This window comes from Cryobacterium sp. AP27, assembly GCF_056680495.1.
In genome coordinates this window covers 2,718,329-2,739,960 of the sequence record NZ_CM155285.1, presented here as the reverse complement: position 1 = coordinate 2,739,960, position 21,632 = coordinate 2,718,329, and the positions used below count along the sequence as shown (strand labels likewise).

The window sequence follows — 21,632 nt, the reverse complement described above, 5'->3', positions numbered from 1 at the left end:
TTCGGTCGAAGCTGCCCGTCCCACAGGCAGAGAAAACCGCGTCGTGCACTCTCTCGTCCCTCAAATGGATTGAATGGATACCGTGGCACGTAGCATCTACATCACCTCGGCCGAAGGCAACACCGGCAAGTCCACCATCGCGCTCGGCGTGCTCGACACCCTCACCCACTCGGTGCAGCGCGTCGGCGTGTTTCGCCCCGTCGCCCGCTCGACGGACGAACCCGACTACGTGGTCGAGCTGCTGCTGCGGCACCTGAACGCCGGCGAGCCGGCCAGCGCGGAGTTCGTTCAGAACTACGAGCAGAGCATCGGGGTCACCTACGACGCAGTGAACAGCGACCCGGACGCCGCCCTCGCCCGCATCGTGCAGCGCTACAAAGCCGTCGAGGCCGGGTGCGACACCGTCGTCATCATCGGCAGCGACTACACCGACGTGGGCAGCCCCACCGAACTCGCGTTCAACGCGCGCATCGCCGCGAACCTCGGCGCTCCCGTGCTGCTCGTGCTCGGCGGACGTGTGGGGCAGGCGCAGGGCGAATGGCTCGGCCAGAGCGACCCGCGCACAACGAGCGACATCCGCCAGCAGACCGACGTGGCGCTCGCCGAGTTGCGCGACGAGCACGCATCCGTTCTCGCCATCGTCGTGAACCGAGCGGATGCCTCCCGGCTCGACGAGGTCGTCGCCGCCGTGCGGACCGTCGTCGACGCACCGAGCAACCGCGGCGAATCCACCGCGGGCATCCCCGTGTGGGCCGTGCCCGAAGACCCCTACCTCGTCGCCCCGAGCATGAAAAGCATCATGCAGGCCGTGGACGGCGCACTCATCAAGGGCGACCCCGAACTGCTCGCCCGCGAGGCGCTGGGCGTGGTCGTGGCGGCCATGTCCATGGTCAACGTGCTGCCGCGGCTGATCGAAGGCTCGGTCGTGGTGGTGCCCGGCGACCGCGAAGACGTGCTGCTCGCCGTGCTGATGGCCAACTCCGCCGCCACGTTCCCCTCGATCGCCGGCATCGTGCTCAACGGCGGTTTCGAACTGCCCGAGCCGATCCAGCGCCTGATGGCGGGGCTCACCCCCTCGCTGCCGATCATCAGCACCAAGCTCGGTTCCTACGAGACCGCGCTGCGGGTCACCCACACTCGCGGGCGCTTCGCCGCCGATTCGCAGCGCAAGCACGACACCGCTCTGGCCCTGTTCGAGAAGCACGTCGACGCATCCGCTCTGTTCGAACGCCTCGAGGTGAGCCGCGCCGACGTCGTGACCCCGCTGATGTTCGAGTACAACCTGCTGGAGCGTGCCCGCAGCAAGCGCCGCCACATCGTGCTTCCGGAGGGCGACGACGACCGCGTGCTGCGCGCCGCCGCCACACTGCTGGCCCGCGACGTGGTCGACCTCACCATCCTCGGCGAGGAATTCGAGGTGCGCTCGCGTGCCATCGGTCTCGGCCTGGACATCTCCAAGGCGCACGTCCTGAGCCCCTTCGACGACGTGCTGCGGCTGCGCTTCGCGGAGGAGTACGCCCGGCTGCGTGCGCACAAGGGCGTCACCCTCGACCAGGCGCGCGACACCGTCACCGACCTCTCGTTCTTCGGAACGATGATGGTGCAGCTCGGCATCGCCGACGGCATGGTCTCCGGCGCCACGCACACGACCGCGCACACCATCCGGCCGAGCTTCCAGATCATCAAGACCCGGCCGGGCGTCGGCGTGGTGTCGAGCGTGTTCCTGATGGCGCTCGCCGACCGCGTGCTCGTCTACGGCGACTGTGCGATCATCCCGGACCCCACGGCCGAGGAACTCGCGGACATCGCCATCTCCGCCTCCGAGACCGCCGTGCAGTTCGGCATCGAGCCGCGCATCGCGATGCTCTCCTACTCCACGGGCTCCTCCGGGGAGGGCGCAGACGTCGACAAGGTGCGCGCCGCGACCGCCCTCGTGCGCGAGCGCCGACCCGACCTGCTGGTCGAGGGTCCGATCCAGTACGACGCCGCCGCGGATGCCGCGGTGGCGGCCACGAAGATGCCCGGCTCCGAGGTGGCCGGCCGGGCGACCGTGTTCATCTTCCCCGACCTGAACACCGGCAACAACACCTATAAGGCGGTGCAGCGCTCGGCCAACGCCGTGGCGATCGGACCGATCCTGCAGGGACTGCGCAAGCCGATCAACGACCTGTCCCGCGGAGCCCTCGTGCAGGACATCGTCAATACCGTCGCGATCACGGCCATCCAGGCCGCGTCCCTCGATGAGGCGGCGGCCGCCGCGGTGTCGGCCGCGGCCGGAGTGCACGCATGACCGCCGTGCTCGTGGTCAACTCCGGTTCCTCGTCGTTCAAATACCAGCTGATTGAGATGAGCACGGAGACGACCCTCGCGAGCGGACTCGTCGAGCGCATCGGCGAGCTGATGGGCCAGTCCTCGCACACCGTCTGGGGCCGCCCGACGGATGCCGCGGCATCCGTTCCCGGCCCAGCCGCAGCAGTCGGCGCAGCCGTTCCCGCCGCGCACGGCTCCGCTCCCGCCGATTCCGCTCCCGCCGGCGCCGGCGCGGCCAACTCTGACGTGGTCGGTTCTGGCGCTGCCAGCTCTGGCTTGGTTGGTTCTGGCGTGGTTGGTTCTGGCGCTGCCGGCGCATCCGTTCCCGTAGAGACGGCCGTGACGGCCGTGACCGAAACGTCAGCCACGGAGCGCGAGCTGCCCATTCCCGACCACACGGCGGGCTTTGGCGTGATGCTCGAGGCGTTCCGCACCCACGGCCCGTCGCTGACCGAGCACGCGCCCGTGGCCGTCGGGCACCGCGTCGTGCACGGCGGAGCACGTTTTCACGAGCCGACGGTCGTGACCGAGGCGGTTGAGCGCGACATCGACGAGCTCTCCGGGCTCGCGCCGTTGCACAACCCCGGTGCCCTGCAGGGCATCACGGCCGCGATCGAAGCCTTCGCGTCGGTGCCGCACGTGGCCGTCTTTGACACCGCGTTTCACCAGACGCTGCCGCCCGAGGCCTTCACCTACGCCATCAACGCGGACCTCGCCGAACGCTTTCGGGTGCGCCGGTACGGGTTTCACGGCACCTCACATGGTTTCGTTTCCCGCGCCGGCGCCGAGTTCCTGGGCCGCCCCGTGGAAGACCTGAACCAGATCGTGCTGCACCTCGGCAACGGCGGATCCGTCTGCGCCGTGCGCGCCGGTCGCTCGGTCGAGACGAGCATGGGCATGACCCCGCTCGAAGGACTCGTCATGGGCACCCGCTCCGGCGACATCGACCCGGGTGTCTTGTTTCACCTGCACCGCAAGGCCGGACTCGACATCGACGACCTCGACGCCCTGCTCAACCGGGGGAGCGGCCTGCTCGGGCTGACCGGACGCGGTGACCTGCGCGACGTGGTCACGGCCGCCGACTCCGGCGACGGGCCGTCCCAGCTGGCCCTCGACGTGTACGTGCACCGGCTCAAGGGCTACGTCGGGTCGTATTACGCCCAGCTCGGCCACGTCGACGTCATCACCTTCACGGCCGGCGTCGGCGAGAACAGCGCACTCATACGCGGCCGGGCCCTGGCCGGGCTCGAGGCGCTCGGCATCACCATCGACGCGGAGCGCAACGAGGCACGCACGCGCGGCCCGCGGCGTATCTCGACCGACGACTCCGCCGTCACCGTGCTCGTCATCCCCACCAACGAGGAACTTGAGATCGCCCGCCAGACCCTCTCCAAGGTCGGCTGACCCCGCACCGACCCGGCCACCCTCCCCGCAAAACCGGTGTTTTCATGACACGCCGGGTCGGGGAGCCACGGATGCCGGCGTGTCGCGAATGATCCGGTTTGAGGGTGACGTGCGGCTCGGCGACGAGTGACGGATGCACCGGGGAGCCGGGAGCGTCGGCATCCGCGTGCCGTGGGCCGGGCCGTGTGCCGCGTGCACAAAACCGGTGTTTTCACGACACGCCGAGCTGCCGTGCCACACGGGCCGGCGTGTCGTAAATGTGCCGGGTTTAGCGGTGGTGCCGAGCCCGACGCGCGTCGACGACCGTGCGGTCTATCGCGGCGAGTGTGGTCGGCCACTCGAATAGGATCTGCGCGTACGTGAGGCGAAGGGTCGGGCGGCCCAGACCCGCCGCCTGCAGATCGCGGGTGTGGTCCGGGTGAAACCGGCTCTCACCGTGCCACTCCTGCCCATCGATTTCGACGGCCACGCAATCCTCCACAACGAGGTCTTCCGGGGGCATCGTTTCGGTTCCCGGCTGTCCGACGCGCACCTGGGCCTCCACTCGGTATCCCTCATGGCGCAGGCGCCGGCGCACGACCGTTTCGAGCCCGGAATCTGCGGTGAATTCCATCTCCCGGATGCCTCGGTGCAGGCGGGCCGGAGCATGCGCGCAGATGCGACGCACCTCGCTGATGGTGAGGAATTTCTCGTGCACGGCGGACTCAAGGCAGGCGATGGCGTGCTCCTCGTTCAGACAATGGATGCCTTGCCACACGGCTTCCATCGGGCTCACCAGCCAACACCTCGCGCCCTCGTCGAAGCGGGGAACCCCCCAGTGGTAGTGGATCTCTCGCCCATCGAGAGCTTCCGTCGGGCGCGGGTGACTCGTGTATCCGGTGCCGCGCGCCCCGGGTGGTAGTGCCAGGTGCAGGGAGAGATCGAGGCCGGCCCATACTCTTCCACGGCGCAGTGCGCTGAGGCACGCGATTCGAGCATGATTCGCGGCTGCGGTGGTTTGGTCGGAATCGACGTGGGCGCACACGTAGGTTCCGCGGGAAACCCGAGAGATCATTCCACCGGCCACGGCCGCTCTAATCTCCGTTGCGGCAACGCCGCGGGTGCGGAGCTCGTGGGTGGAGGCGACATGCCCGAGGGAACACAACAGAAGAAGGGGGCGCATGCACCGAGGGTGGCCCCCGGCGCCGCGACGGGGTCGGTCCTCGCCCGAGCCGGGGGAGCGTTTCTCCTGAACCGTCCTGTGGAGGAGAACCGACCGCCTCGTAAAACCGGTCATTCTGAGACACGCCGGGGTGGCCAGCCACGAAACACGGCGTGTCTCGAAAAGGACCGGTTTTGCCGAGGGGAGAGGGACGAAGGGATGACGACGGTCACGATGGTGACGCAGGGACGGGGGTAGTCTCGGCCTCAAAGAGGAGAGGTCATGAAAGCGATCGTTCTGTACGACTCCAACTACGGCAACACCCAGTCGATCGCGGAGACCATCGCGGGCGCCCTCGACCCCATGGCGGCCACGGCAGTGCCGGTCGGGAGTTTCAACGCCGAGGAGCTGCACGCGGGAGACGTGCTCGTTGTGGGCAGTCCGATCAACGGATGGCGCCCCACGGCCCGAATCACCGAGGCGCTGTCCTCCCTGGGTGCCGACCAACTGCGCGGGGTGAGGGCCGCGGCCTTCGACACCCGGCTGCACATCTTCATCCACGGCGACGCGGCGAAGAAGATCAGCGCGTCCCTGCAGGAGCACGGCGCGGAGATCATCGCACCGCCCCACGCCTTCTACGTGCAGAAATCCGAGGGCCCGCTCGACGCGGGAGAGAGCGCGAACGCTGCCGAGTGGGCCGCATCGCTGAAACGACTCGCCAACTAGCAGCCGACGGGTGGCTGGCGCAGCATCACCGGGAAATCTGTTGCAGCGCCCAGGAGTTGCCGTCGGGATCTGTGAAGAAGGCGTAGCGAACGCCGCCGCCCATATCGTTGACATCCGAGACGTCAACCCCGTTGTCAACGAGCGTCCGTCGCGCGACCTCGACGTCGTCCACGACCAGGTGAAGGCCGAGAACGGGCGCGGCGTCCGGGCTGCTGATCCCACCGCCGATCACGATGGAGCAGGCCGATCCCGGCGGTGTGAGCTGCACGATGCGCATCCCGTTGCCGGGCTCGATATCGTGATCGAGCACGAAGCCCACCCGGTCAACGTAAAAGGCCTTGCTGCGCTCCACGTCCGACGAGGGCAACGGCACCAGTTCAAGTCGCATGTCCACAGGTACTCCTTCCGGCCGCACGCATGGCACGACTGCCAGTATTCATGCGAGCGTACAACGGATGCCGCCGCCGGTTCGCACGCACGGCCACGTCGCGGGTGCATCCGGCGAGTCGCTCAGTTGTCGGAACGCGTCTGTCGGCACGCGCTCGTTCACACCGGATGCGCCCGTTCGGCCGACGCCGCGGCATCCGTCTTTCGAGCAGCGCGCGGCACGGCGTCGGCGGGGCCAAGTACCATTGATCTGTGGTTACCGCACTGTATCGCCGTTACCGGCCAGAGACCTTCGCCGAGATGATCGGGCAGTCGCAAGTGACTGAACCGCTCATGACGGCCCTGCGCACCAATCGGGTGAATCACGCCTACCTGTTCAGCGGGCCGCGAGGCTGCGGCAAGACCACCTCGGCACGCATCCTGGCTCGCTGCCTCAACTGTGCCGAAGGCCCCACCGACACACCGTGCGGGGTCTGCCCGAGCTGCGTGGAACTCGCCCGCGACGGCGGCGGCTCCCTCGATGTGGTGGAGATCGACGCCGCCAGCCACAACGGCGTCGACGACGCCCGCGACATTCGCGAGCGGGCGATCTTCGCGCCCGCCCGCGACCGCTACAAGATCTTCATCCTCGACGAGGCGCACATGGTGACGCCGCAGGGATTCAACGCCCTGCTCAAAATCGTCGAGGAACCGCCCGAGCACGTGAAGTTCATCTTCGCCACGACCGAACCCGAGAAGGTCATCGGCACGATCCGCTCGCGCACCCACCACTACCCGTTCCGGCTGGTGCCGCCCGCGCCCATGCTCGACTACGTGCAGCACATGTGCGAAACGGAGAAGGTGCAGGTCGCCCCTGGCGTTCTGCCGCTCGTCGTGCGCGCCGGCGGTGGCTCGCCTCGAGACACGCTCTCGCTGCTCGATCAGCTGATGGCCGGTTCCGACGGCCACACCGTGGAGTACGAACGCGCTGTTGCCCTGCTCGGCTACACGAGCGCGACCCTGCTCGACGACGCGGTTGACGCCCTTGGAGCCCGCGATGCCGGTGCCGCCTTCGACGCCGCAGACCGGGTGATCCAGACCGGCCAGGACCCGCGTCGTTTCGTCGAAGACCTGCTCGAGCGGATGCGCGACCTCATCGTCGTCGCCGCCACATCCGCTGCCGGAGCCGCGGCGGTGCTGCGCGGAGTTCCGCAGGACGAAATCGACCGGATGGCCGCCCAGGCCGCCCAGTTCGGGGCGGCGGAACTGTCGCGCACCGCCGACATCCTGAACGCCGCCCTCACCGAGATGACCGGGGCCACGTCGCCGCGGTTGCACCTCGAACTCATGATTGCGCGCGCGCTGATCCCGGCGACCGACGATTCCGTTCGCGGAGCGCTGGCTCGTGTGGAGCGCCTCGAACGCCGGATCGGCGTGGACGGCGCGCCGTCGCATCCGGCCGCCGAACCGACGTCGGCCGCGGCCCCTCGTCGACCGGTGGAGCCGGCCGCGCCGGCCGCGGCTCGCGCCCACGTCGAGCCGGGAGGAACCGGTCCGTCACCGGCCAGACCGGCCGAGACCGCCGAGCCCGCGCCGACGGGCACGGCGGCCGACACCGCGCCGCCGGCAGGAGTTGGCCCCGTCGAATGGGGTGCGCCTGCCACGACTGGCACCGCTGAAACGAAGCAGGCAACCACACCACCGTCCGCAACCACACCACCGTCCGCAGCCGCAACCACACCACCGTCCGCAACCACACCACCGTCCGCAGCCGCAGCCGCAGCCGCAGCCGCAGCCGGGCCTCCCACGACGCCTTCGACAACGTCGACCAACCCCGCGGAAGCGCGCGAGGCGGAGTCCAACACGGCGGGCACGGCTACGGCATCCGCTCGGGACACGGTCCCGGCCGGCACCCCGCCGGCCGACTCCGCTCCTCCGGTGCGCGTGCTGCCCACGGGGCCGGTCACGTTCGCGCAGATGAGTGACGCGTGGCCCGAGATCCTCGATGCCGTGCGCACCGCCAAGGTGAGCGCCTGGCTCGTCGCGTACACGGCTCACCTGATCGACCTGCGCGGTGACGTGCTCGTGCTGTCGTTTCCGAGTGAGGCCGACGTCGCGAGCTTCAAGCACTCTCCGGCGCCGGGCATGGGCGTGAGCGACTTCCTGCGCACCGCGATCCTGGCGGTCATGGGGCTCAAGGTGAAGTTCATCGCCCGCGAGGAACCGCGCCCGCCGTCCGGCCCCGCACCCGACGCGCCCATCGACCCCGTGACCTCGCCGTCGGCAGCCCCCGAAGGCGATGCGCTGTCCGACGAACCATGGGCGAACGGCCCGAGCGCGGCAGCGAGCCCTGCTCCCGGCGCCGCCTCCGCCGACGCGCCCTCCGCCGCTACCTCCGCGGGCCCGTCCGCCGCCTCCGAGGATGCGGTGACCTCTGCCGGCGCGGCGACTCCCGCCTCGACCCCATCTGCCGGTGCGCCCACCGTCACGGATGCGGCCACGTCCGCCGATGCGGCCACCGTCACGGATGCGCCCACGGTCGCCGATTCTGCACCCCCTGTGCCGACTGTCACCGAGTACGAGACCATCCCCGCGGCCGCAATCGATCCCGCAATCGACCAGGGCGCGGATGCCGCCGCGCGCGCTGTAGCCTCGACCGGGTGGAACACGGTCGTCATCCCGGGTTCCGCCGGCGCCGCGCCCGTCGCCCCCGCGGCCTCCGCCGCGGCGACGCAGCCGGCCGCACCGGCCCGCGATCGCACGCCGGAGCGCAGAGCCGAGGAGGAGCCGCCGTTCAACGACGTTCCCCCACCCTTCGACGACGTGGAGCCCGAGCGCGATGCCCCCCGCGAGGAGCGGATGCCCCACCCGACAGCAGCGAACCCGAGCAGAGGCGGCTCGCCCACGCCCACGCCCACGGCCACGCCCACGGCCACGGCCGCCGCGCCGCGCGCCCAGGCCGCATCGGCCGGTCGACGCCCGACGGCGCAGGCACGTCCGACGACGGCGCCGAGCTTCGCCGAGAAACAGCGCTACGGCGAGGCGGTCGTGCGCGAGATTCTGGGCGCCACATTCATTGAAGAACAGCCGTACTTCGCGGCGACGCCGCGACCGAGAGGCGATTAGCCCATGTATGAAGGAATTGTTCAGGAACTGATCGACGAGCTCGGGCAGCTGCCCGGCATCGGGCCCAAGTCCGCCCAGCGCATCGCGTTTCACATTCTGCAGACCGAGAAGGTCGACGTGACTCGGCTCGCCAACGTGCTGCTCGAGGTGCGGGACAAGGTGCGGTTCTGCGATATCTGCGGCAACGTGTCCGAGCAGACCACCTGCATGATCTGCCGCGACCCGCGTCGCAGCGCCGCGCTCATCTGCGTGGTCGAGGAGGCCAAGGACGTCGTGGCGATCGAACGCACCCGCGAGTTCAAGGGGCTCTATCACGTGCTCGGCGGGGCGATCAGTCCCATCGACGGCGTCGGTCCCGACGACCTGCGCATCCGCCAGCTGATGCAACGGCTCGCCGACAACACGGTTCAGGAGGTCATCATCGCGACCGATCCGAACCTCGAGGGGGAGGCCACCGCCACCTACCTGTCGCGCCTGCTCACCACGCTGGAAATTCGAGTGACCCGCCTCGCCTCCGGCCTCCCGGTCGGCGGCGACCTGGAATACGCCGACGAGGTCACCCTCGGCCGTGCCTTCGAGGGTCGCCGCGAGGTCGCGAAGTAGTCCACCCCGCTCCGCGCCGGCGCCCCTAAAACCGGCCCGTTCACGACACGCCGCGCCGCGTGGCGCCGCACCCCGGCGTGTCTCAGAATCCCCGGTTTTGTGCAGCGGCCACGAGCCCGCGGCGGGCCACATGACGTCACATGGTGGGCGCCGCGTGGCATGACATTTATACTGGGGGCTTGGGCCCTGCCCATCTTCCCCCACCTCAGGAGTGCTACGTGGCTTTGATCGTGCAGAAGTTCGGCGGATCGTCCGTTGCCGACGCCGAAAGCATAAAGCGTGTCGCGAAACGCATCGTCGATACGCGCAAGGCCGGCAATGAAGTGGTCGTCGCCGTGTCGGCCATGGGCGATTCCACCGACGAGCTGCTCGACCTCGCCCACCAGGTCACGCCGCTTCCCGCTCCCCGCGAGCTCGACATGCTGCTCACCGCGGGCGAGCGCATTTCCATGGCCCTGCTGGCCATGGCCATCAAGAGCATGGGGTACGACGCCCGCTCGTTCACCGGCAGCCAGGCCGGCATGATCACGGATGCCCGCCACGGGTCGGCGCGCATCGTGGACGTCACGCCCGGCCGCATCCGTGAAGCGCTCGACGAGGGCGCCGTCGCCATCGTGGCCGGCTTTCAGGGCTTCAACCGCGACACCAAAGACATCACCACCCTCGGACGCGGCGGCTCCGACACCACCGCCGTCGCCCTCGCGGCGGCCCTGCGCGCCGACGTCTGCGAGATCTACACGGATGTCGACGGCATCTACACCGCCGACCCCCGCGTCGTGCCCAAGGCCCACAAACTCGACCGCGTGTCCAGCGAAGAGATGCTCGAACTCGCGGCCGCCGGCGCCAAGGTTCTCTACATTCGCGCCGTGGAATATGCCCGGCGCCATGGCGTCACACTGCATGTGCGGTCATCCTTTAATAACAACACCGGCACGGTCGTTTACAACGCCGATACTGCCCGCGCGAATGGAGAGATAGTGGAAGAGCCAGTCATCGCCGGGGTTGCCGCCGATCTGAGTGAAGCAAAGGTCACCGTCGTCGGCGTTCCCGACATTCCGGGCAAGGCCGCCCTCATCTTCAAGATCGTCGCGAAGACCAACGCCAACGTCGACATGATCGTGCAGAACGTGTCCGCCGCGTCGACGGGACTCACCGACATCTCGTTCACCCTGCCCAAGTCGGAGGGTCAGCAGGTGCTCACCGCGCTCACCAACGAGCAGCAGGAGGTCGGGTTCAAGGGCCTGCAGTACGACGACCAGATCGGCAAGCTGGCCCTGGTCGGCGGAGGCATGCGCACCAACTCGGGGGTGTCGGCCAAACTCTTCGAGGCGCTCTATGAGGCGGGAATCAACATTGAAATGATCTCCACGAGCGAGATTCGTATCTCCGTTGTCACCCGCGCCGACACCATCAACGAGGCCCTCCGCGTGGTGCACACCGCGTTCGGGCTCGACGCCGACGCCGACGCCCAGGTACACGGCGGAACCGGCCGCTAGGCCACACCAGCACCGAGTCTGCATCTCGCGGACGCACGACACCGTTCTACGTTAGGAAGCAAGTGAGCACCCACGCTGTAACCGCAGGAATCAACATCGGCGTCGTCGGTGCCACCGGACAGGTGGGCGCCGTCGTGCGTGCGCTGTTGGCCGAGCGCGATTTTCCGGTGAAGAGCATCCGCTTCTTCGCGTCCGCCCGTTCGGCCGGCAACACGCTGCCGTTCAAGGGCGTCGACGTCGTGATCGAAGACGCGGCGATCGCCGACCCCACCGGCCTCGACGTGGCGATTTTCTCCGCCGGTGCGTCGCTGTCCAAGGTGCAGGCGCCGCGCTTCGCCGCCGCCGGTGTCACCGTGATCGACAACTCCTCCGGATGGCGGATGGACCCCGACGTGCCCCTCGTGGTGAGTGAGGTCAACCCCGAGGCCATTCACCTGGCCACCAAGGGCATCATCGCCAACCCCAACTGCACCACCATGGCCGCAATGCCCGTGCTCAAGGTGCTGCACGAAGCGGCCGGCCTGGAACGCCTCATCGTGAGCACCTACCAGGCGGTGTCCGGAAGCGGCCTCGCCGGTGCATTCGAGCTGGCCTCCCAGGTGCGCGTCGCCGTGAAAGACGAGAACCTGTTGGGCCTCGTGCACTCCGGCACGGCCGTGACGCTGCCCGAGCCGACGATCTACGCCCGCCCGATCGCCTTCGACGTCATCCCGCTTGCCGGGTCCGTCGTCCCCGACGGCAGCTTCGAAACCGACGAAGAACAGAAGCTGCGCAACGAGAGCCGCAAGATTCTGCGGCTTCCCGACCTCCGCGTCTCCGGCACCTGCGTGCGCGTGCCCGTGTTCACGGGCCACTCCCTGTCGATCAACGTGGAATTCGCCCGGCCGCTCACGGTCAAGCAGGCCAACGAACTGCTCGTGGATGCCCCCGGCGTCACCCTCACCGACGTGCCGACCCCGCTGCAGGCGGCCGGCGAGGACGCGAGCTTCGTCGGCCGCATCCGTCAGGACGAGGGCGTTCCGGACAACCGCGGCCTCGCCCTGTTCATCAGCAACGACAACCTCCGCAAGGGCGCCGCGCTCAACGCCGTGCAGATCGCGGAGCTCGTCGCGGCGGAGCTCGTCTCGGCATAGCCGCACCGCCCGGCGGATGCCGCTCGGCACCCGCCGGGCTCGGTCCCGAGGTGCTGTGGCGCGCCCGCGTGACGCCCATCGCGCCCCGCGTCGGGGTCACGAGGCCAGGACAATGACACGTCATTCCGCAGGATGCCGGGGGGCGCGAGTGCCTTGTCGGCCCCCTAACTGGGCTCGCGCTGCACTAAACTCTGGCTTGTGAGGCGTAATCGGTTGTGGGACGGGCTACGGCGGGCCGGGTTCGTGATTTTCACGGCCTACGGCATCGCCGTGATTGTCGATGCCGTGACCCACGTTCTTCGGGGCACGATCACCGACCTGGTCATCGCCGCCATCGGCGTGGGCTGCGTCGTCGCCCTCGAGAGCTACCGGTTCTGGGTGGGCGGGCCGCCGTACCGCAGCCTCTCCTTCACCCTTCCCGTGATTGCGTTGCCGATTCTCTCGCCGATGCTCGGCGACCCGGCCGCCGTGGGCGTGCTCGCAATCGGGACGGTCGTGCGCGTTCTCGCCCGCACTCACCGCTGGTCAATGGCCGCGTATGCCTCCGGCCTGGTTGGCATCGGGGCCGCCATCTACCTCATGGTTCATCACGCGCTGCGCGACGCCGACGCACCACAGGCGATCGCCGCGCTGATTGCGGCCGTCGCGTTCGTCGTGACGGTTTTGCTCGTGGAAACGGGCCGTCGCATGAGCACCGCGGCCCCCTGGGCATTCGATGCGTGGCTCCCGAGCGACCCGGCCCGCTTCGTCACCACGCTCGCGAGCGCCGCGGCGCTCACCGCCCTCGTCGCGCTGTGGAACGACCCGTCCCTGCCCTACTTCGAAGAGTCCGTGCAGCCGCGCAACGCGCTCGTCATCCTTCTTCTGCTCACCGTGATCACCATTGCCGCCAAGGCCTCGGTGCGCCTGTACGACATGCGGCGGCGCTTCAACGGTCTGATCCGGGGCACCGCCGCCCTGAACGCGAAGTCCTTCAATCACACCGCAGACTCCGAGTCTTTCGCGGACCTCCTGCGCCGTGCCGTCAGCGAGGCCGTCGGAGCCGAAACGGTGACCGTGCGCAGCCACCCCGGGTCCCCGAGCGACATCGCGGCGGCCGTCACCCTGGTCGAGGGCCAGGTGCTCTATATCGTGGCCCACCGCGATGGGATGGATGTGGCGTTCGGCCGCGACGACCAGCTCGCCCTGAATGCGCTGGCGCACACGACCGACGTCGTCGTGCAAACACGGCACGACATCGGTGGACTGACGCTGCGGGCCACGACCGATCCGCTCACCGGCCTCCCCAACTACGGTGCCTTCCAGGAGGCGCTCAACAACATCAACGATCACCGCAACTACTCCGAGGCGCTTGCGGTGCTCTTCCTGGACCTCGACGACTTCAAACGCCTCAACGACCGGCTCGGCCACCAGGCCGGCGACGACGTTCTGCGTGCGATCGGCCACCGCTTGCGCCTCGCCGTGCGTCCCTTCGATGTGGTCGCCCGCGTCGGCGGCGATGAGTTCGTCATCATCCTCACCCGGCTCTCCTCACTCGCCGAAGCCAAACTCGTGGCCGACGAGATCCTCGCCGCGACGGGCGCGCCGCTCATGGTCGCCGACACCACGGTGCATCCGCTGCTCAGCATCGGCCTGGCGTACTCCGCGCACCGCGAAGTGGATGCTTCCCAGCTCGTTCTCGATGCCGACCGCAGCATGCTTTCGGTCAAGAAATCCCGCCGCAGCGGCGGTCCGTCCGATGAGAGCAGCATCAGCATCTCGGACCACCGGTCGCCGCAGGTGAACGATGCCGTGACCGACGCCATTCGGGAGAACCGGCTGGAAATGGCCTACCAGCCGATCGTGAGCCTCGTGACGAGTCAGATCTGGGCGTTCGAGGCGCTCGTTCGGTTCACCGATCCGGAGATCGGAGCGCTGTCGCCGCCCTCGCTCGTGGCCAAGGCCAAGAACCTCGGCCTGCTCGACGAACTCACCCGACAGGTCGCCGAGAAGGCTATGGCCGCCGCAGCCGAATTCCGCCTGGTTGAGCCGCGCATCCTGTGTATGACCATCAACGTGGAGGCGATGCAGGTACTGCCGGAACGCCTCGGCAGATTCGTGGAAGACCTCGCCCACCGCTACGCCGATATTTCCCTGTGCCTCGAACTGAACGAGCGCTCGGTGGCGCGCGTGTCGCCGGCGTTGCGCGCCCAAGTCGACCGTCTGCGGGATATCGGAATCCTCATCGCACTCGACGATTACGGTTCGGAGGATTCGTCGGTGGACTCGCTCGTGCGAGTGCCGATGGACATTCTCAAGATCGACAAGAGCCTCGTCGACGATCTCGAGGATGTGCGCCAGCGCGAGGTGCTCACGGCGCTGCAGGGCTTTGGCGACAACCTGGAGTACTCGATGATCGTCGAAGGCGTCGAAGACGCGGTCATGGCGTCCCAGCTGACCCGACTGGGCATTCGCAGCGCACAGGGCTTCCACTACGGCACCCCGCAGAGCCTGGAAGACATCCTCGCCCGGCTGGAGGAGCACGGAGCAGCGGCCGTCATCCCGCACGCCGCGTGCGCAGGCGAGCACGCCGAGCAGCCCGTTGACTCGCGGGCCGAAGACGACGCCCTCGTGGCACCCGGTTCGTGACGGTGGCCGGCGACCCCACGTGGCACGATCTCCGCTCCGTGAGTAGCGTTGACTCGTGACACAACCCCCAGTACCCGCGGACGTCGAGAACTACTTCTACGACCTTGCCCCGGCCTCCCGCGCCGTTCTGTACCCCGTGATCGACGCGGTGCGCGACGCAATGCCGCCCGGATACGAACTGGGGATGCACTTCGGAATGCCCGGTTGGGTGATTCCGCTTCGCACCTACCCCACGACGTATAACGGCCTGCCGCTGTCCTACGTGAGTCTCGCGGCGCAGAAAAACTATCACTCGCTGTATCTCATGGCGCTCTACAGCAACCCGGCAGCGGATGCCGCGTTCCGCGCCGAATGGGCCGCCACCGGCCGCAAACTCAACATGGGAAAATCCTGTCTCCGGTTCAAGACCCTGGCCGAAGTCGACCTGGACATCGTTGCCCGTTCGGTCGCCAGCGTGTCGGTCGAGGCCTTCCTCGCCCGCTACGAGCGCATCAAGCACTAGCCACACCCGCCCGCCCGCCTCGCGTTCCCGGCCGTGACCCCGCGCGAACGCCGCCCGGCGTTCGGCGCTCCGGCGCCGCGATACACTCGGAAGCGTGAATTCAACGGAACCCGTAGACGTCGTTCTCATTGGCGGCGGTATCATGAGCGCTACTCTCGGCACCCTCCTCAAGGAGCTGCAGCCGTCGTGGCGCATCGAAGTGTATGAGCGACTCGGGGAAGCGGCGCAGGAAAGCTCAAACCCGTGGAACAACGCCGGCACCGGCCACGCGGCGCTCTGCGAGCTCAACTACATGCCGGAAGTGCCCGGCGGGAAGCTGACCGCCGACAAGGCCGTCAACATCAACGAGCAGTTCCAGATCAGCCGGCAGCTGTGGGCGCACCTGGTCACGACCGGCGCGCTGCCCGAGCCGGAGAACTTCATCAACTCCACCCCGCACATGACGTTCGTGCGCGGCAAGGCCAATGTCGCCTACCTGCGCGAACGCTACGAGGTGCTCAAAAACCAGCCGCTGTTCGCCGGCATGGAGTTCAGCGACGATCCGGCCGTCATCGGCCGGTGGACGCCGCTGATCACCAAGAAGCGTCCGTCCGGGCAGAAGATCGCGGCCACGCGCAGCGACCTCGGAACCGACGTGGATTTCGGTGCCCTCACGCGTTTCATGTTCGACAACCTCGCCAAGCATGACGTCGAGGTGAAGATGAACCGACAGGTGACCAACCTCAAGCAGAACGCCGACGGCACCTGGCGCATCAACCTGCTGCAGCAGGTCGGGCAGACCCGCAGTACGGTCAATGCCAGGTTCGTGTTCGTGGGCGCCGGCGGTGGCGGCCTCGCGCTGCTGCAGAAGAGCGGCATCCCCGAGATCAAGGGATTCGGCGGATTTCCGATCAGTGGGCAGTTCCTGCGCACCACGAACCCCGATCTCGTCGCCCAGCACCAGGCGAAGGTCTACGGCAAGGCCGGCGTCGGGGCCCCTCCCATGTCGGTGCCGCACCTTGACACGCGCATCGTCGATGGTGAGATGTCGCTCCTGTTCGGCCCGTACGCCGGCTTCAGCCCGAAGTTCCTCAAGACGAGCACCTGGTTCGACCTGCCGTTCTCGATTCGTCTACACAACCTTGGCCCCATGCTCGCCGTGGCCCGGCACAACTTCGACCTGATGAAGTACCTCATCGGCGAGGTATTCGCCTCCCGCAAGGCCAAGCTCAAGGCGCTGCAGGAGTTCGTGCCCACCGCCAAGATGGCCGACTGGGAACTCATCACCGCCGGCCAGCGCGTGCAGGTCATGAAGAAGGATGCCGCCAAGGGCGGAATCCTCCAGATGGGTACCGAGGTGATCACGTCCGCCGACGGCAGCATTGCCGGGCTGCTCGGGGCCTCGCCCGGGGCATCCACGGCGGCCCCGATCATGGTGGACCTGCTGGCGCGGTGCTTCCCCGACCGCATTGCGGGCTGGGAACCGAAGATCCGCGCCATGATTCCGAGCCACGGCACCAAGCTGTCCGACGACCCGGCCGCGGCCGCCGCCTCGCTCGCCACGACCGCCGAGGTTCTGCACCTCACCGCCTGACTCCACCGCCTGACTCCACCGCCTGACTCCACCGCCCGACTCGACCGGCCCCCGGCATCCGTGGGGCCCGTGCGCAAAACCGGTGTTTTTCGAGACACGCCGTCTGTGCTGCCACCTGGCACGGCGTGTCTCAGAATGACCGGTTTTAGCAGCGGATGCCGTGGGATGCCGTGGCACGCTTGCGCTCCACTCGGAGTTGTGTTCGAATAAAGTCATGCGCTGGACCGGTCAGGAACTCACGACGGAGGAGGCCGGCGCGCTCCCGGGGCTCGCCAGGCTCAGCAATTTCGTGCGCAGCGTGCAAACGCCCGAGTTCGCCGGAATCACGTTCCACGAAATCCTCGCCAAGAGCGCGCTCAATCGGGTTCCCGGGCAGAGCGCGATGCCGTTCGGCTACACGATCAATCCCTACCGCGGATGCTCGCACGCCTGCGCCTACTGCTTCGCCCGGCCCACACATGAGTACCTCAACCTCGACGCCGGCAAGGACTTCGACAGCGAAATCATCGTCAAGGTGAACGTGGCGGAGGTGCTGCGCAAAGAACTCGCGAAGCCGACGTGGGGAAAGCATCCGGTTGCGCTCGGCACGAACACCGACCCGTACCAGCGCGCGGAAGGCCGCTACCGGTTGATGCCGGGCATCATCGCGGCCCTCGCGGAATCGGGCACGCCGCTGTCGATTCTCACCAAGGGCACCCTGCTGCGCCGCGACCTTGACCTGCTCGCCGAGGCCAGCCGACTGGTGCCGGTGGATCTGGCGCTCTCCATCGCCATCTACGACGACGAGCTGCAGCAGTCGGTGGAACCGGGAACGCCGACCACCAAGGCCCGGCTTGCCACAGTGACCGCGGTGCGCGAGCGCGGTATGGACTGCGGGGTGTTCATGATGCCGATTCTGCCGTTCCTCACCGACACCCGGGCGCACCTCGACGAGGCGCTGCGGCAGGCCAAGGCGGCCGGGGCGTCGAGCGTGCTGTACTGCGCGCTCAACCTCAAACCAACGGTGAAGCAGTGGTACTTCCAGTGGCTCGAGCGCGAACATCCGGAGCTGCTGCCGCGCTACCGGGAAGTGTTCGCCGGCGGCACCTATGCCGCGAAGGACTATCGCACCTGGCTCACGGCGCGCATGAGACCCCTCATGCGCGCGCACGGCCTGGAGCGGGGGCGCACCGACCCGGCCACCGGCGGACCGCGCTCGAGCGCTCTGGATGCTGCGCTGGCCGCCGGTTCCGGGCCGACCGTGGCCCCCGGCTTCTCGCCCGCCGGTGACGCCGCGGCCGGTTCCGCCGGGTCGCTCATCGCCGAGGAACTCCCGCCGGAGCTCGCGCCCCGACTCTTCTAGCCGAACCGCCGCCCCGCACGCCGGCGGGGGCCGGTGCACCCACGACGCGGGCGGACTCCAAGCCTCAGATGGCATACTAAAACTGAGGGGGATGTGATGACTCTTGGATTACCGGGATACCTGGTTCGGTCAGCGCTCAGTCGCGCCCTCGCGCGGGCCGCGAACTGGTTCGGTCTGATCTGTCTCGCGGGCGCCCTCGCCTCCGTCGCCATCCTCAGCTCGACGCGCAGCGGAACCGAGCTGTCCCTCACCATCGCCGTCATCCTCGCCATGGCCGGACTTCTCGTTCTGCTCGCACGACGCCGCAATCTCGTGACCTCCCTCGCGTATCTGATCACCGGAACCTTCTGCGTATATGTCTTCACCGACACCGTGTTGGGCGTGCCGCAGGAGTTTTCCGCGTCGACCGTCTTTCTGCTTGCCCTCCCCAAGATGGCCCTGATCATGGTCGGCGGCGCCGGGTCCGGGCTCGTCGTCGGTGTTTTCTGGAGCACGGCCGGTTTTCTCCTGGCCGAAGCGGCGGCGCTGCTCGCCATCGCGCACGCCGGCATCAGCGGCGGCCGCGACTTCTTCACCGTGTCCGCCTACGTTTTCCTGACGACCGTGTTGCTCCTCGCATCTCTCGGTCGCCGCCGGGGAGCGCTCGCGCAGCCCGCCCTGCTGCGGGCGGCGCAGAACGATGCGGCGAGCCAGCTGCGCCATTCGCTCGACAACCGATCGATCGCGGTGCTCAACGACACGACCGTGAATCAGCTCGTGGCCCTCTCGCTGTCCTCGCCCGGTGAGCTGACTCCGCACGTTCGTTCGGGTCTGCGCAACACCCTCGACACCCTGCACGACACCGACTGGCTCGCCGACTCGCACGCCCCCGGAACGGGCGTCCTCGCGACCAGCGCCCTCTTCGCATCCGTTGACCGGTGCCGCACGGCCGGCCTCACGGTCGACGTCACCGGGTCGGTCGACGTGCTGGACCGCCTCGACTCCTCGGTGGACCGGGAGCTCGCCCTGGCGGTGGAGCAGTGCCTCGGCAATGTGCTGCTGCACGCGGGAACCACGGCGGCCGAGGTGAGCATCGAACATGACTCGGAGGGCGTGGCGGTGATGGTCGCGGATGCCGGCCGCGGCTTCACCCTGTCGGGTTCCGGCCGCGGGCGCCTCGGACTGCGCCAGTCCGTGCGACGACGCATCGACCGGGTCGGCGGATCCGTCACCATTTGGACGAGGCCGGGCGCCGGGACCACGGTGCGCCTCACCGTGCCGCTGCCAGACGCCGCCGTGCGCCCCGCGCCGGCCGCAGTCCCCGGAGCGCGATGAAGGCGCCCGACGTCGCCCTGCAGCGGCCTGACGCCACCCAGCAACGACTCGACCCGATCGGTGGCCTCGCCGTCTGGCCCCTCGCTCCCGTCACCGCGCTGATCGTGCTGGGTTATGCCGTCTACTCCACCCTCACGCAGGCCGGCGAGGTGCAGCACGAGCTGTTCACCGCCCTGGCCGTGGTGTCCCTCGCAGGTGCGGCGGGGTTGCTCGTGTGGGCATCGCTTCCCGAAAGCGCCCCGTTCCAGGCTCGGTCGAGTCTGGTCATGGTCGGTCTCGCCCTGCTGGCCTACGTCCTCGAACAGGTCGGAATGTGGGGCCATAACGCCTCCGTGCACAACGACTTCGGCCAGATCGCCCTCGGCCTCCTCCTGCTCGCCCTCGCACCCTTCCGCCCGTGGCGGGAGATCGCGCTCCTGGCCGTCATCGCCGCGATGGTCGTCGCGTGCGGGGCCTGGGCGCAGGCCGTGTTCTTCGGCACCGGAACTCCGGCGCTCTTCGCCATTTTGGCTGCCGTTCAGCTGCTCGCTCCGGCGTTGGCGGGCGCCGCGTACTGCCGACAGGTGGTCAAGTCCATCCGCATTTGGCAGACCGATGCGCAGCGGTCCATTCGGCTCGACACGGAAGCGAGCCGGGCGCCCACGGCCCGCGCGGTCGTGCAGCAACGCCTCAGCGACCTCGACTCGCACGTGCTTCCGTTCCTGAACGAGGTCCTGGCTCGTGGAAGCGTCACCGCCGTGGAGATCGACCGTGCCCGTCTCCTCGCCGACGAGGTGCGCACCGCACTCGTGGCCGAAACCGATCGCACCTGGCTTGATGACCTCGTGGCGCGCGAGAGTGTGGCCCTGGCCGCTCCGGCCGCGGATGCGACGGCATTCGGTCTCCCGCTCGTGCACGACGACGAGCGCCGTGCCGCCCGGTTCACGTCGCGGCAGCGCGCCGCGTTCGGTGCCCTCGTCGTGATGGTCTGCGATCACCCCGGACTCGATCCATCAAGCCTCATGATCGGCATCTCCACAGCAGATCGGGTCGACCCCACATACAACCCGGACGACGCCGGGGAGTCCCCGCATTCGGCCGGGGCCGCCGTCGTGCGGCTCGAGGCGTCCGTGGCTCTGCCCGCCCGCCAGCTGCGCGCCGCGGCGCACCCCTTCATTGCCGTGTTGCGGGTGGAATTCTCCCGCGTTCACGTGACGGTTCGCGGCCATCGGCTCACCGTCTGCTTCGATGCCGCGCACCGGGAGGCCGGCCATCGCAATGCCGACCGCGTGCGCCTCCGGGCCCTTCCCGCGGCCTCAACCAGAAACGAGTATTAATGGCGAAGCTCTACTTCCGCTATGGCGCGATGAATAGCGGCAAGAGCACCTCCATGCTGCAAGCGGCGTACAACTATGAGGAGCGTGGGCATCAGGTACTGCTCGCCAAGCCGTCCGTTGACACCAAGGGTGACCGCGGCATCCTCTCCCGGCTCGGTGTGACGCGAGCCGTGGACTACCTGCTGATGCCCGACACGGATGCCCTCACGACGTTTCAGCAGCATCGCCGCACGGTGCTCGAGGCGACCGGCCTCGACGTGAGTGCGCTGCTGCTGGACGAGGCACAGTTTCTCACCGAGGCGCAGGTTGACGACCTGCTGCGCATCGCGATTCTCGAGAACGTGCCGGTGCTGGCCTATGGGATTCGCACGGACTTTCAGACTGTGGCGTTTCCGGGCAGTCGGAGGCTGCTGGAGGTGGCGCACAGCCTGGAGGAACTCAAGACGATCTGCCGTTGCGGCCGCAAGGCGGTCTTCAACGGGCGCAAGATCGACGGCGTGTACGTGTTCGACGGCGACCAGGTGGCCATCGATGGTGAAGAGGTCACCTACGAATCGCTGTGCGGGTCGTGCTACCTCGAAGAGAGCCACGGCGTGCTGAATTCCCGGAGCAGAGCGTAACCAGGTAGCAGCTGCGGATGCCGCCGCGCCGT

At 68.3% G+C, this 21,632-nt stretch carries 16 protein-coding genes; 14 read left to right on the top strand and 2 right to left on the bottom strand.

Annotation, left to right across the window (positions count from 1 at the left end):
* Positions 1-82 precede the first annotated feature (82 nt).
* Positions 83-2,290, top strand: coding sequence for a phosphate acetyltransferase (gene pta / locus AC1MB9_RS12890; RefSeq protein ID WP_479962346.1), 2,208 nt, complete (start codon positions 83-85; stop codon positions 2,288-2,290).
* Positions 2,287-3,714 (top strand): acetate/propionate family kinase, encoded by a 1,428-nt coding sequence (locus AC1MB9_RS12885; protein ID WP_479962345.1) that lies wholly within the window; start codon positions 2,287-2,289, stop codon positions 3,712-3,714. The genes pta and AC1MB9_RS12885 overlap by 4 nt, the downstream gene beginning before the upstream one ends.
* A gap of 268 nt (positions 3,715-3,982) precedes the next feature.
* Here AC1MB9_RS12885 and AC1MB9_RS12880 read toward each other — a convergent pair whose 3' ends face one another.
* A complete protein-coding gene (locus AC1MB9_RS12880) occupies positions 3,983-4,876 on the bottom strand; it encodes a hypothetical protein (RefSeq protein ID WP_479962344.1) in 894 nt (297 codons plus the stop codon).
* A 261-nt stretch (positions 4,877-5,137) separates the two neighbouring features.
* Here AC1MB9_RS12880 and AC1MB9_RS12875 point away from each other — a divergent pair, with 261 nt between their 5' ends.
* The gene (locus tag AC1MB9_RS12875) at positions 5,138-5,581 is read left to right on the top strand and encodes a flavodoxin family protein (RefSeq protein WP_479962343.1); all 444 of its coding nucleotides are present in this window, start codon (positions 5,138-5,140) and stop codon (positions 5,579-5,581) included.
* Between the two features lie 25 nt (positions 5,582-5,606).
* On the opposite strand, the gene AC1MB9_RS12870 is transcribed toward AC1MB9_RS12875, so the two are convergent.
* Positions 5,607-5,975: a VOC family protein gene (locus tag AC1MB9_RS12870; RefSeq protein WP_479962342.1), complete on the bottom strand. Its 369-nt coding sequence runs from the start codon at positions 5,973-5,975 to the stop codon at positions 5,607-5,609.
* A 245-nt stretch (positions 5,976-6,220) separates the two neighbouring features.
* Here AC1MB9_RS12870 and AC1MB9_RS12865 point away from each other — a divergent pair, with 245 nt between their 5' ends.
* From AC1MB9_RS12865 to AC1MB9_RS12815, 11 genes are all read left to right on the top strand, one after another.
* Complete coding sequence (locus tag AC1MB9_RS12865) at positions 6,221-9,073, top strand: DNA polymerase III subunit gamma and tau (protein ID WP_479962341.1); 2,853 nt, start codon at positions 6,221-6,223, stop codon at positions 9,071-9,073.
* A gap of 3 nt (positions 9,074-9,076) precedes the next feature.
* On the top strand, positions 9,077-9,676 hold the full coding sequence (gene recR, locus AC1MB9_RS12860; RefSeq protein WP_479962340.1) for a recombination mediator RecR: 600 nt from the start codon (positions 9,077-9,079) through the stop codon (positions 9,674-9,676).
* 218 nt (positions 9,677-9,894) lie between these two features.
* Positions 9,895-11,172, top strand: a complete 1,278-nt coding sequence (locus AC1MB9_RS12855) for an aspartate kinase (protein ID WP_479962339.1) — start codon at positions 9,895-9,897, stop codon at positions 11,170-11,172.
* Between the two features lie 62 nt (positions 11,173-11,234).
* Positions 11,235-12,305 carry an aspartate-semialdehyde dehydrogenase gene (locus tag AC1MB9_RS12850; RefSeq protein WP_479962338.1) on the top strand — a complete coding sequence of 357 codons (1,071 nt, stop codon included), beginning with the start codon at positions 11,235-11,237 and terminating at the stop codon, positions 12,303-12,305.
* Positions 12,306-12,503: 198 nt separating this feature from the next.
* A complete protein-coding gene (locus AC1MB9_RS12845) occupies positions 12,504-14,933 on the top strand; it encodes an EAL domain-containing protein (RefSeq protein WP_479962337.1) in 2,430 nt (809 codons plus the stop codon).
* Between the two features lie 55 nt (positions 14,934-14,988).
* A complete protein-coding gene (locus AC1MB9_RS12840; RefSeq protein WP_479962336.1) occupies positions 14,989-15,435 on the top strand; it encodes a DUF1801 domain-containing protein in 447 nt (148 codons plus the stop codon).
* Positions 15,436-15,529: 94 nt separating this feature from the next.
* Positions 15,530-17,008 (top strand): malate:quinone oxidoreductase, encoded by a 1,479-nt coding sequence (locus tag AC1MB9_RS12835; protein ID WP_479962335.1) that lies wholly within the window; start codon positions 15,530-15,532, stop codon positions 17,006-17,008.
* 214 nt (positions 17,009-17,222) lie between these two features.
* Positions 17,223-18,350, top strand: a complete 1,128-nt coding sequence (locus tag AC1MB9_RS12830) for an Rv2578c family radical SAM protein (RefSeq protein WP_479962334.1) — start codon at positions 17,223-17,225, stop codon at positions 18,348-18,350.
* 96 nt (positions 18,351-18,446) lie between these two features.
* A complete protein-coding gene (locus AC1MB9_RS12825; protein ID WP_479962333.1) occupies positions 18,447-19,664 on the top strand; it encodes a sensor histidine kinase in 1,218 nt (405 codons plus the stop codon).
* Entirely contained in the window at positions 19,661-20,980 is a 1,320-nt protein-coding gene (locus AC1MB9_RS12820) for a hypothetical protein (protein WP_479962332.1), read from the top strand. Before AC1MB9_RS12825 ends, AC1MB9_RS12820 begins: the two co-directional genes overlap by 4 nt.
* Positions 20,980-21,600, top strand: a complete 621-nt coding sequence (locus AC1MB9_RS12815; RefSeq protein ID WP_479962331.1) for a thymidine kinase — start codon at positions 20,980-20,982, stop codon at positions 21,598-21,600. The genes AC1MB9_RS12820 and AC1MB9_RS12815 overlap by 1 nt, the downstream gene beginning before the upstream one ends.
* Positions 21,601-21,632 lie beyond the last annotated feature (32 nt).